The organism is Antarcticimicrobium luteum (assembly GCF_004358185.1).
Classification (GTDB): Bacteria; Pseudomonadota; Alphaproteobacteria; order Rhodobacterales; family Rhodobacteraceae; genus Antarcticimicrobium; species Antarcticimicrobium luteum.
Map to the genome: position 1 here is coordinate 105,421 of NZ_SMUV01000073.1, position 12,263 is coordinate 117,683.

Annotated in this window: 11 protein-coding genes; 7 read left to right on the top strand and 4 right to left on the bottom strand. The window is 66.6% G+C overall.

Going from position 1 to position 12,263, the window contains the following annotated elements; translation table 11 throughout:
• Positions 1-241 precede the first annotated feature (241 nt).
• Complete coding sequence (locus E1832_RS19000) at positions 242-745, bottom strand: SRPBCC family protein (protein WP_133361357.1); 504 nt, start codon at positions 743-745, stop codon at positions 242-244.
• On the bottom strand, positions 735-1,079 hold the full coding sequence (locus E1832_RS19005) for an ArsR/SmtB family transcription factor (RefSeq protein ID WP_133361358.1): 345 nt from the start codon (positions 1,077-1,079) through the stop codon (positions 735-737). The genes E1832_RS19000 and E1832_RS19005 overlap by 11 nt, the downstream gene beginning before the upstream one ends.
• 320 nt (positions 1,080-1,399) lie before the next feature.
• Here E1832_RS19005 and E1832_RS19010 point away from each other — a divergent pair, with 320 nt between their 5' ends.
• From E1832_RS19010 to E1832_RS19040, 7 genes are all read left to right on the top strand, one after another.
• Positions 1,400-2,974: a 2-isopropylmalate synthase gene (locus E1832_RS19010; protein ID WP_133361359.1), complete on the top strand. Its 1,575-nt coding sequence runs from the start codon at positions 1,400-1,402 to the stop codon at positions 2,972-2,974.
• 274 nt (positions 2,975-3,248) lie between these two features.
• Positions 3,249-4,295 (top strand): rod shape-determining protein, encoded by a 1,047-nt coding sequence (locus E1832_RS19015; protein ID WP_133361360.1) that lies wholly within the window; start codon positions 3,249-3,251, stop codon positions 4,293-4,295.
• A 59-nt stretch (positions 4,296-4,354) separates the two neighbouring features.
• On the top strand, positions 4,355-5,284 hold the full coding sequence (gene mreC, locus E1832_RS19020) for a rod shape-determining protein MreC (protein ID WP_133361361.1): 930 nt from the start codon (positions 4,355-4,357) through the stop codon (positions 5,282-5,284).
• A complete protein-coding gene (locus E1832_RS19025) occupies positions 5,277-5,816 on the top strand; it encodes a rod shape-determining protein MreD (RefSeq protein WP_133361362.1) in 540 nt (179 codons plus the stop codon). Before mreC ends, E1832_RS19025 begins: the two co-directional genes overlap by 8 nt.
• Positions 5,813-7,756, top strand: a complete 1,944-nt coding sequence (gene mrdA / locus E1832_RS19030; protein ID WP_133361363.1) for a penicillin-binding protein 2 — start codon at positions 5,813-5,815, stop codon at positions 7,754-7,756. Before E1832_RS19025 ends, mrdA begins: the two co-directional genes overlap by 4 nt.
• Positions 7,753-8,901 (top strand): rod shape-determining protein RodA, encoded by a 1,149-nt coding sequence (rodA, locus tag E1832_RS19035; protein WP_133361364.1) that lies wholly within the window; start codon positions 7,753-7,755, stop codon positions 8,899-8,901. The genes mrdA and rodA overlap by 4 nt, the downstream gene beginning before the upstream one ends.
• Before the next feature lie 13 nt (positions 8,902-8,914).
• Positions 8,915-9,850: a 2-hydroxyacid dehydrogenase gene (locus tag E1832_RS19040; RefSeq protein WP_133361365.1), complete on the top strand. Its 936-nt coding sequence runs from the start codon at positions 8,915-8,917 to the stop codon at positions 9,848-9,850.
• A 28-nt stretch (positions 9,851-9,878) separates the two neighbouring features.
• Here E1832_RS19040 and E1832_RS19045 read toward each other — a convergent pair whose 3' ends face one another.
• Together E1832_RS19045 and E1832_RS19050 are read right to left on the bottom strand one after the other, a co-directional pair.
• Positions 9,879-10,235, bottom strand: coding sequence for an MmcQ/YjbR family DNA-binding protein (locus E1832_RS19045; protein ID WP_133361366.1), 357 nt, complete (start codon positions 10,233-10,235; stop codon positions 9,879-9,881).
• Entirely contained in the window at positions 10,232-12,247 is a 2,016-nt protein-coding gene (locus E1832_RS19050) for a M3 family metallopeptidase (protein WP_133361367.1), read from the bottom strand. Before E1832_RS19050 ends, E1832_RS19045 begins: the two co-directional genes overlap by 4 nt.
• Positions 12,248-12,263: the final 16 nt, after the last annotated feature.

Here is a 12,263-nt window from a genome sequence, read left to right on the forward strand (position 1 = left end):
CTTTCCTCCTGAGTGGTGGCCCCGGCTCCCCCACCGCAGCCTGCATGTCACGCCCTGCGGATCGGAGCGCGCCTCTCCCCATGCGGGCCGCCCGGTCAGGACCGGAACGACCGCACACGGGAAAGATGCCTTAGGGATTAACATAATCGAATGACGTGCAATCTGACTTGGATCAAAAAGGGCAATTCGGCCAATCGGGACCAAAACCCGCCCCCCAACGGACAATCCGGGTGACCAATGCCTACCCGTTCAGGACGGCAAGCAGCTCATCAAGCCGCTCCAGCGTGGAGGTCAGCCCCGCCTCCATGCCCATGGCGACGACCGTTTCGAGATCTTCGGCCGAGGCATAGGTGACCACTGTCCGCACGATGGAATGCCCTGACGCATCGGTGAAGCATACATCCCACCGCGACCTCGGCAGATCCGGGTTCAGCGCGCCGGTTTCGTCGCTGAACCCGTCGAGCGCGGAATAGCTGTCGATTGGAACGATCGTCCGATAGTCCAGCCGCGCCCAGTATTCCAGCCCTTCCGGATCGACCATGGCATAGTGCCAGTGTCCGCCCTCGCGGAACTCCATGTATTTGGTTTTCGTGGTGAAGGGTTTGGGCGCGAACCACCGGTCGAGCAGTTCGCTTTTCGTATAGCAGTCCCAGACCAATTGCCGTTTCGCGGCAAATTCCCGGGTAATGGTCATGGTGTGGTTTTCCTCGTCCACAAGGAAATCAAATTGCAGATCAGCTTTCATTTTCTCCTCCGTTCAAAGTCTCGAGCAGGTTGTCCAGATTGTCGTAGCGGCCCGCCCAGAGCGCCCGCTGCTCTTCGAACCATCGCTCCGCCGCCGCCAGCCTCCGGCGCTTGAGCCTGCAGGTGCGCACCCGGCCCGATTTCTCCGACCCGATCAGGCCCGACGCCTCGAGCACGCCGATGTGCTTCAGGAAGGACGGCAGGGCCATGTCGAACGGCCTGGCCAGCTCGCTCACCGATGCGGGTCCGCGCGCGAGCTGCTGGACGACGGCCCGGCGGGTCGGATCGGCAAGTGCATGAAAGACGGAATCGAGGGCGGCAATATTGTTATCCATACGACTAAGTATAAACACTCCTCAATAGTTACATCAATGGCTAACTATTTTCGAACGGCACCGGTGCCTGCCCCTGCCGCATGGGCGCGTGCAGGAAATCCGCGCGGACGGTCATTTTGGGTTTTCAATCGCCGGCATCCGGGTATAGATTGCGCCGCATGACCAGCCAGGCACATATCCCGACCGCTCCCGCGTTTTGCGGCGCGTCGCTGCGTGGCCTACTGATCCTAATCCGCCTCTGAGCGTGCCATTCGGCGCGCCCGCTCAGAGGAGGATGCCTGCGCGCCATAGGCTTTAGGACAGATACGAAAGATACCAGAATGACGAACGTACCCGAACAAGACCGCGTCTTGATCTTCGATACCACTTTGCGTGATGGCGAACAGAGCCCCGGCGCCACCATGACCCATGACGAGAAGCTGGAGATCGCCGGCCTGCTCGACGAGATGGGCGTGGACATCATCGAGGCCGGCTTTCCGATCGCCTCTGAGGGCGATTTCAAGGCGGTCAGCGAGATCGCGGCCAATTCGCGCAATTCGGTGATCTGCGGGCTGGCCCGCGCCAACCTGACCGATATCGACCGCTGCTGGGAGGCGGTGAAACACGCCGCCCAGCCGCGTATCCACACCTTTATCGGCACTTCGCCGCTGCACCGCGCCATCCCGAACCTGACCATGGACGAGATGGCCGGGAAGATCCACGAAACGGTCAGCCACGCCCGCAACCTCTGCGACAACGTGCAATGGTCGCCGATGGACGCCACCCGGACCGAATGGGAGTATCTCTGCCGCGTGGTCGAGATCGCCATCAAGGCCGGTGCGACCACCATCAACATCCCCGATACCGTGGGTTACACCGCCCCGGAGGAAAGCGCCTCGCTGATCCGGCGTCTGATCGAGACGGTGCCCGGCGCCGATGACGTGATCTTTGCCACCCATTGCCACAACGATCTGGGCATGGCGACCGCCAACGCGCTGGCCGCCGTCGCAGGCGGCGCGCGGCAGATCGAATGCACCGTCAACGGGCTGGGCGAACGCGCCGGCAACACCGCGCTGGAAGAGGTGGTGATGGCGCTGAAGGTGCGCCACGACATCCTGCCCTGGACCACCGGCGTCGACACCACCAAGATCATGCACATCTCGCGCCGGGTCTCGACCGTTTCCGGCTTTCCGGTGCAGTACAACAAGGCGATCGTCGGCAAGAACGCCTTTGCCCATGAGAGCGGCATCCACCAGGACGGCATGCTGAAGAACGCCGAAACCTTCGAGATCATGCGCCCCGAGGATGTCGGCCTGACCGCGTCCAACCTGGTGATGGGCAAGCATTCCGGGCGCGCCGCGCTGCGCGACAAGCTCAAGCAACTCGGCCATGAGGTCGGTGACAACCAACTCAAGGACATCTTCGTGCGGTTCAAGGAATTGGCCGACCGCAAGAAGGAGGTCTATGACGAGGACATCATCGCGCTGGTCGGCACCACGGCGGACCAGACCGACGACCGGCTGCAGATCGTGTCGCTCAAGGTGCTCTGCGGCACCGGCGGGCCGGCCGAGGCGACGCTGGAGATGGAGATCGACGGCAAGGAGGCGATCGCCACCGAGCATGGCGACGGCCCTGTCGACGCCACCTTCAAGGCGGTGCGCGCGCTCTATCCCAACGAGGCGCGGCTGCAACTCTATCAGGTGCACGCCGTGACCGAGGGCACCGATGCCCAGGCCACCGTCAGCGTGCGGCTGGAAGAGGACGGCGTGATCGCCACCGGACAGTCGGCCGATACCGACACCGTGGTGGCCTCGGCCCGCGCCTATGTGAATGCGCTGAACCGGCTTCTGGTGCGCCGGGAAAAGACCGGCCCGGGCACCGATGCGCGCGAAGTGTCCTACAAGGACGTGAGTTAACCGCCCCGTGCCGGCGCGAATCAAACCGAGGATCGCGCCGGTTCGATTCACGGCCCCCGTTCCCCTCTGCGCGGGGATGACGGGGGTGACGGGGAACCGGAGTTTCCCCTTTGTCCAGCCTGCGGCGCAGGCGGAAACGCGCTGCTGTCGCCGAATCCATCCCCGACGCCTGAATCCGCCCTTTCGCGCATGTCCGCAGCCGCCTATAAGGCAAGGGTCCGGCTCCTCCGGGAGTCGTGGACCAACGCGCAGTACTCTACAGGATCGCACATAAATGTCGGTGTTTGGAAATTTCGGCGGCTTGTTCACCTCGGACATGGCGATCGACCTCGGTACGGCGAACACCCTTGTCTACGTCAAGGGACGCGGCATCATCCTGTCAGAGCCGTCTGTGGTCGCCTATCACATCAAGGATGGCGTCAAGAAGGTGCTGGCGGTCGGCGAGGACGCCAAGCTGATGCTGGGCCGCACGCCCGGCTCGATCCAGGCGATCCGGCCGATGCGCGAAGGCGTGATCGCCGATTTCGACACCGCCGAGGAGATGATCAAGCATTTCATCCGCAAGGTGCACAAACGCTCGACCTTCTCGAAACCCAAGATCATCGTCTGCGTGCCCCATGGCGCCACCCCGGTTGAAAAGCGCGCGATCCGCCAGTCGGTATTGTCGGCCGGCGCCCGCCGCGCGGGCCTGATCGCCGAACCGATCGCCGCGGCGATCGGCGCCGGCATGCCGATCACCGATCCCACCGGCAACATGGTCGTGGATATCGGCGGCGGCACCACCGAGGTTGCGGTGCTGTCGCTGGGCGACATCGTCTATGCCCGCTCGGTCCGGGTCGGCGGCGACCGCATGGACGAGGCGATCATCGCCTATCTGCGGCGCCAGCAGAACCTGCTGATCGGCGAAAGCACCGCCGAGCGCATCAAGACCACAATCGGCACCGCGCGGATGCCCGATGACGGCCGCGGCACCTCGATGCAGATCCGTGGCCGCGACCTGCTGAACGGCGTGCCGAAGGAGATCGAGGTCAGCCAGGCGCAGATTGCCGAGGCGCTGGCCGAACCGGTGCAGCAGATCTGCGAGGCGGTGATGACCGCGCTGGAAACCACGCCGCCGGACCTGGCCGCCGACATCGTGGACCGCGGCGTGATGCTGACCGGCGGCGGCGCCCTGCTGGGCGATCTGGACCTGGCGCTGCGCGAGCAGACCGGGCTGGCCGTCTCCATCGCCGACGAAAGCCTCAACTGCGTGGCCCTGGGCACCGGCAAGGCGCTGGAATACGAAAAGCAGCTCCGCCACGCGATTGACTACGACAGCTAGGGGGCGCACCCTTTGTCCGGCCGCCGCGCGTGGCTGCGACTTGTGACGGAAGGACGCCATTGGCCAGGGACCGCTCACAGCGCGACGATTACACAGGCCCCCTGCGCCGGCTGGTGCTGGGGATCATTGTTCTGTGTCTGCTGGGTATCTTTCTGGTCTGGCGGATCGACAGCCCGCGGGTGGAACGGTTTCGCGCACAGGTGGTCGACCGCGTGGTGCCGTCGATGGACTGGGCGATGGCGCCGGTCACCGGCACGATCAACCTGATCCGCGATTTCCAGAGCTACCAGCGGCTGGCCGAACAGAACCAGGAACTGCGCCGCGAGTTGCGCCAGATGAAGGCCTGGAAAGAGGCGGCGCTGCAGCTCGAACAGGAAAACGCCCGGCTGCTTGATCTCAACAACGTGCGGCTCGATCCGCGTCTGACCTTCATCACCGGGGTGGTGCTGGCCGACAGCGGCTCTCCGTTCCGGCAGTCGGTGCTGCTGAACGTGGGCGCCCGCGACGGCATCCGCGACGGCTGGGCGGCGATGGACGGGATCGGCCTGGTCGGACGCATCTCGGGAACCGGCCGCAACACCGCCCGGGTGATCCTGCTGACCGACGCCTCCAGCTCGATCCCGGCGACCATACAGCCGTCGGGGCAGAGCGCGCTGGTCACCGGCAACAACACCGCGGCGCCGCTGATCGATTTCCTCGAAAACCCCGATCTGGTCCGCCCCGGTGACCGGGTGATCACCTCGGGCGATGGCGGGGTGTTTCCCGCCGGGCTGCTGATCGGCCAGGTCGCCGCCGACCCCACCGGGCGGCTGAGGGTGCGGCTGGCCGCCGATTACGAACGGCTGGAGTTCCTGCGCGTGCTGCGCCACCACGGCGCCGAGACCGTCTCTGACCCCGGCGGGCTGGTCCTGCCGGCGACCGGGGCGGCGGCCGAGGCGGCGACGCCCGGCACCCCGGAGGGCACCGGCGGGAGGGGCAGCGATGGATAGCATGTCGCCCTCGCGTCTGTGGCTGATGCGCGCGGCCTTTCTGGGGCTGGCGCTGTTGATCATGTTTTTTCACCTGATCCCGCTCGACACCCTGCCGCGCCGCTGGGCGCCGCCGGATCTGCTGATCGCGGCGGCCTTTGCCTGGTGCCTGCGGCGGCCCGATTACGCCCCCGCCGTCAGCATCGCGGCGGTGATGCTTATGGCCGACCTGCTGTTCCAGCGCCCGCCGGGGCTGATGGCGCTGCTGGCGGTGCTGGGCAGCGAATACCTCAAGACCCGCGCCGGCGGGCTGCGCGAGGCAAGCTTTGCCGGCGAATGGCTGGCGGTCTGCCTGACGCTGCTGGCGATCACCGTCCTGAACCGCCTGGTGCTGGGGGTGCTGTCGGTTGAACAGGCTCAGCTCAGCCTCAGCCTGATCCAGATGGCGATGACCATGCTGGCCTATCCGCTGGTGGTGCTGGTGACCCAGTCGCTGATGGGCGTGCGCAAGCTGGCGCACGGCGATGCCGAGGCGATGGGGGGACGGGCATGAGGCGCAATCCCCGCGAACTGGACCTGCTGAACCGGGTCTCCGGCCGCCGGGCGCTGTTGCTGGGCGGGCTGCAACTGGCCTTTGCCGGCGGGCTGGCGATGCGGATGCGCTATCTTCAGGTCGAGCAGGCCGATCAGTTTCGCCTGCTGGCCGAGGAGAACCGGATCAATATTCGGCTGATCCCGCCAGCCCGCGGCAAGATCTTCGACCGCAACGGCAATGTGCTGGCCCAAAACGTGCAGAGCTATCGCATCGTCATCGTGCGCGAGGATGCCGGCGACGTGGATCAGGTGCTGGACAAGCTCTCCGGGCTGATCACGCTCGATCCGGAGGATCTGGAGCGCGCCCGCGCCGAGATGCAGCGCAGCCCGCCGTTCCTGCCGGTCACCCTGGCCGACCGGATCGACTGGGCGGAAATCTCCAGGGTCGCGGTCAACACCCCCGCCCTGCCCGGCATCACCCCCGAGGTCGGGCTGACCCGCGTTTATCCGCGGGGGGCGGATTTTGCCCATGTGATCGGCTATGTCGGCCCGGTCTCGGATTACGATCTCAGCAGGATCGAGGATCCCGAACCGGTGCTGCGGATTCCGCGCTTCCAGATTGGCAAGGTCGGGCTGGAGGCCCGGCGCGAGGACATGCTGCGCGGCAAGGCCGGCGCCAAGCGGGTCGAGGTCAACGCCACTGGCCGGGTGATGCGCGAGCTCGACCGGCGCGAGGGACAGCCGGGCGCCGATCTGCAACTGAGCGTCGACGCCGAACTTCAGGGATATGTCCAGGCCCGGCTGGGCGATGAGAGCGCCAGCGCCGTCGTGATCGATTGCGAGACCGGCGATCTGCGCGCCATCGCCTCCGCGCCCAGCTTCGATCCCAACCTTTTCGTGCGGGGCATCTCGGTCGCCGATTACCGCGCGCTGACCGAGGATCTGCATCGCCCGTTGGCGTCGAAATCCGTGCAGGGGGTCTATCCGCCCGGCTCGACCTTCAAGATGATCACCGCCATGGCCGCGCTGGAAGAGGGGCTGATCGGCCCCGACGACACCGTCTGGTGCCCCGGCTACCTGGAGGTGTCGGGCCGCCGATTTCACTGCTGGCGCCGGGGCGGGCATGGCCATGTGGACCTGCAGAACTCGCTCAAGCAAAGCTGCGACGTCTATTACTACGATCTCGCTCTCAAGGTGGGGATCGACAAGATCTCGGCCATGGCGCGGCGCTTCGGCCTGGGCGAGCGGCATGATATCCCGATGTCGGCTGTGGCCGCCGGCCTCGCCCCGGACCGGGCGTGGAAACAACGCGTGCACGGCAAGGAATGGCTGATCGGCGACACCGCCAACGCCGCAATCGGCCAGGGCTATACGCTGGCCTCGCCGCTGCAACTGGCGGTGATGACCGCGCGGCTGGCCACCGGGCGCAACATCATGCCCCGCCTGATCAAGTCGATCGACGGGATCGAACAGCCCGGCGGCGAAGGCGAGCCGCTGGGGGTGAACGAAAACAATCTGCGGACCCTGCGCCGGGCGATGTACGCGGTTTCGAACGACCGGCGCGGCACCGCCTACGGCAGCCGCATCATCGAGGACACCTTCCGCATGGCCGGCAAGACCGGCACCAGCCAGGTCCGCAACATCACCGCGGCCGAACGCGCCGCCGGGGTGACCAGCAATGCCGATCTGCCCTGGGACCGGCGGGACCATGCGCTCTTTGTCTGCTTCGCCCCCTATGACAAGCCGAAATACGCCGTCACGGTGGTGATCGAACATGGCGGCGGCGGCTCGTCGGCGGCGGCACCGGTCGCGCGCGACGTGATGCTGCAGGCGCTCTACGGCGACACCCCGCCGCTTGCCGCCTACCCGTCCAAGGACCGCAACCGGATCAAGGCGCAGCAGGAGCGGCTGCACCGCGAGCGGCTGCGCGCCCAACAGGAACAGAGCGGCCGCGCATGAGCTATCTGGAATACCGGGTCAAATCCACGCCCTCGGGGCTGCGCAAGGTGCTCTACCTGAACTGGCCGCTGGCGCTGTTGCTGATCTCGGTCGCCGGTGTCGGCGTGCTGATGCTCTATTCGGTTGCCGGCGGCTCCTTCTCGCCCTGGGCCGAGCCGCAGATCAAGCGCTTTGCGCTGGGATTCGCGGTGATGCTGACGGTCGCCATGGTGCCGATCTGGTTCTGGCGCAACATGGCGGCGCTGGCCTATGGGCTGTCGGTGATACTGCTGATCGGGGTCGAACTGTTCGGATCGGTCGGCATGGGGGCGCAGCGCTGGATCGACCTGGGCTTCATGCGCCTGCAACCTTCGGAACTGACCAAGATCACGCTGGTGATGCTGCTGGCGGCCTATTACGACTGGCTGCCGGCGGAACGTACCTCGCGCCCGCTCTGGGTGCTGCTGCCGGTGCTGTTCATCCTCATTCCCACCGCGCTGGTTCTCAAGCAACCGGATCTGGGCACCTCGATCCTGCTGCTGGCGGCGGGCGGCGCGGTGATGTTCTTGGCCGGGGTGCACTGGGCCTATTTCGCCGCCGTGATCGCCGCCGGCATCGGGCTGGTGACGGCGGTGTTCGAGTCGCGCGGCACCCCCTGGCAGATGCTCAAGGATTACCAGTACCGCCGCATCGACACCTTTCTCGACCCCGGCAGCGACCCGCTCGGCGCCGGCTATCACATCACGCAGTCCAAGATCGCACTGGGCTCGGGCGGCTGGGCCGGGCGCGGGTTCATGCAGGGCACGCAATCGCGGCTCAACTTCCTGCCCGAGAAACATACCGACTTCATCTTCACAACGCTGGCCGAAGAGTTCGGTTTCATCGGCGGCATATCGCTGCTGACGCTCTACGCGCTGATCATCCTGTTCTGCATCGCCTCGGCGCTGGGCGCGCGCGACCGGTTCTCGTCGCTGGTCACGCTGGGCATCGCCGTCACCTTCTTTCTGTTCTTCGCCGTGAACATGTCGATGGTGATGGGGCTGGCGCCGGTGGTCGGGGTGCCGCTGCCGATGGTCAGCTATGGCGGCTCTGCCATGCTGGTGCTGATGGCCGCCTTCGGCATCGTGCAGAGCGCGCATGTCCACCGCCCCCGCGGTTCCCACTGATACGGAAAGCCCTATGACCACCAATGTTCTCTTTCTCTCCACCCCGAAACGCTGGTCCGAATATCAGGCGCCGCTGAGCCGCGCGCTGGAGGCCACCGGCCTCGATTTCCGGCTGGGCGAGGATCTGCCGGCAGAGAAGGTCGAGTACATCGTCTATGCCCCCGGCGGCGCCACCGACCACGATTTCATCCAGTTCCCGCGACTGAAGGCAGTGCTGAGCCTCTGGGCCGGGATCGAGACGGTGATCGGCAACCCCACCCTGACCGTGCCGCTGGCCCGGATGGTCGATCACGGGCTGACCCAGGGCATGGTGGAGTGGGTCACCGGTCATGTGCTGCGCCATCATCTGGGCATGGACGCGCATATCCTCGGCCAGAACGGGGTGTGGACCCCCGCCGCCCCGCCGCTGGCACAGGACCGGCGGGTGAGCATCCTGGGCCTCGGCACGCTCGGCTGCGCCTGCGGTCAGGCGCTGGCGGGTCTGGGCTTTCCCGTCACCGGCTGGAGCCGCAGCGCCAAGTCGGTCGAGGGGATCACCTGCCTGTCCGGCGACGAGGGGCTGACACAGGCGCTCTCCACCGCCGACATTCTGGTGCTGCTGCTGCCCGACACGCCGGCGACGCAGAACGTGCTGAACGCCGCCACCATCGCGCAGATGCCACGGGGCGCCGTGGTGCTGAACCCCGGCCGCGGCCCGCTGATCGACGACGACGCGCTGCTCGCCGCCCTCGACAGCGGCCATCTGGGCCATGCCACGCTCGACACCTTCCGCACCGAACCGCTGCCGCCCGAGCACCCGTTCTGGGCCCACCCGAAGGTGACGGTCACCCCGCATATCGCCTCGGAAACCCGGCCCGCCACCGCCTCGGAAGTCATTGCCGAGAACGTCCGCCGCGGCGAGGTGGGCGCGCCGCTGCTGCATCTGGTGAACCGGTCCCTGGGCTACTGAGGCGAGCGGTCCCCGCCGCCTGCCGCGCTCAGAGCCCGAGCTCGGCCCGTTTCTTCCGCGTGAGGCCGGCCACGATCATCTCATGCGAGGCAGCGATATGGCGCTCCAGCTCGGCATCCGGCAGACCGGGGTCACCGTAAAGCTGCACCCATTTCAGCCCGCGCGACGCCAGATAGGGCGCCGGGCGCAACCCCGGCATACCCGTCAACACCTCGAACCCCAGCTCGGTCACCTTGAAGGTGAAGGCGGCGCGCCCGCCCTCGCCCCAGCCGCAGATGGCGAAGACCTTGCCACCCACCTTCCACACGTCCGAGCCGCCCCATTGCACCACATGGGTGCTGGCGGGCAGCCCGCCGCAGAAGACATTATACTCCTCCCGGGTCACGCCGCCGCGAGGCCACGGCCCCGGAGCAGGGCCTCCACCCCCGGCAGACGGCCGCGGAAGGCGATGTAGAGCTCTTCAGGCTCCTGCGAGCCGCCGGCAGAAAGGATGAAGCGTTCCAGCGCCTCGGCGCGGGCCGGGTCGAAGGCATCCTCGTCCTCCTCGAAGGCGGCGAAGGCGTCGGCGTCCATCACCTCGGACCACATGTAGCTGTAGTACCCCGAGCTGTAGCCGTCGCCGGAAAAGACATGGGCGAATTGCGGCGTGGCATGGCGCATCCCGATAGCGTGCGGCATGCCGATGTCGGCCAGCACCTCGGCCTGTTTCGCCATCGGATCGGCGGGGGCCGCCCCCTCGTGAAAGGCCAGATCGACCAGGGCCGAGGCGACATATTCCACGGTCTGGAACCCCATGTCGAAATTCCCGGCCTTCAGCAGCTTGTCGCGCATCGCATCCGGCATCGGCGCGCCGGTCTCCACATGGGTGGCGAATTCGGACAGCACTTCGGGGACTTCGAGCCAGTGTTCGTACAGTTGGCTCGGCAGTTCGACGAAATCGCGCGCAACCGATGTGCCCGAGATGCTCTCATAGGTCACATCCGACAAAAGCTGGTGCAGCGCGTGGCCGAACTCGTGGAACAGTGTGCGCGCATCGTCATGGGACAGCAGTGCCGGATCGCCCTTGGCAAAGTTGCACACGTTGATCACCACCGGCGCCTGCGCCTCGGGGAATTTCGCCTGGGACCGCATGGCGCTGCACCAGGCGCCCGAGCGTTTCGCGCCGCGGGCGAAATAGTCGCCGATGAAGACACCCACATGCGCGCCCTGCCGCGTCACCTCCCAGGCCCGGCAATCGGGGTGATAGAGGGGCACGTCGAGCGGCGCGAACTCCAGCCCGAACAGCCGCGTCGCGCAGGCGAAGGCCGCCTCGATCATCCGGTCGAGCTGGAAATAGGGTTTCAACGCCGCCTCATCGAGATCGTGCTCGGCCCGGCGCCGTTTCTCGGCGTAATAACGCCAGTCCCAGGGTTCCAGATCGCCGTTGAGGCCATCCTCGCGCATCATGCCGGTCAATATCCGGGCATCGGCCTCGGCCTGCGCCTTGGCGGGCTGCCAGACCTGCATCAGCAGATCCCTGACCGCCTCGGGCGTCTTGGCCATCTCGGTTTCCAGCTTGTAGGCGGCGAAATTGTCGTAGCCCAGCAGCCACGCCCGCTCTTCGCGCAGCTTGAGGATCTCGGCGGCGACCTCCCGGTTGTCGGTCTCGCCGCCACCGGCGCCGCGCGCGGCCCAGGCGCGCCAGGCGGTTTCCCGCAGGTCGCGGCGGGGCGAGAATTGCAGGAACGGCACGATCAGCGAGCGTGACAGCGTGATCACCGGCCCACCCAGGCTGTTTTCCTCGCCCGCCATGCGGGCGGTCCGGATCACGAAATCGGGCAGCCCCTCGAGATCGTCTTCGGAGAGGTGCATCCGCCAGCCGCGTTCGTCAGCCAGCAGGTTCTGGGTGAACCGCGTGCCCAGCGTCGCCAGCCGGGCCTTGATCTGTTTCATCCGATCGGCCGCCTCGCCCTCCAGCGCGGCGCCGGCGCGGACGAAACCGCGATGGGTGAGCATCAGCACCCGCGCCTGTTCCGGGCTCAGCCCCAGCGCATTGCGCCGCGCCCAGAGATCGGCGACACGGGCGAACAGCGCGGTGTTCGCGGAAATCTCGGAATAATGCGCGGCCAGCTTGGGGGAGAAGTCGCGTTGCAAGGCCTCGCGCGCCGGGTTGCTGTCCGCCCCCGTCACGGTGAAGAACACCGACAGCACCTTGTCCAGCGCCTTGCCCGCCGCCTCCAGCGCCTCGATGGTATTGGCGAATGTGGGCGGCTCGGGGTTTTCCGTGATCGCCGCGATCTCGTCGCGGTGGGCGGCCAGCGCCAGCTCCAGCGCCGGGGCGAAATCCTCGTCGGACATGGCGTCGAAGGGGGCGATCCGGAACGGGGCGTTCCAGTCGGACAGGATCGGATTGTTCATCGGGGTCTCCTTTGCC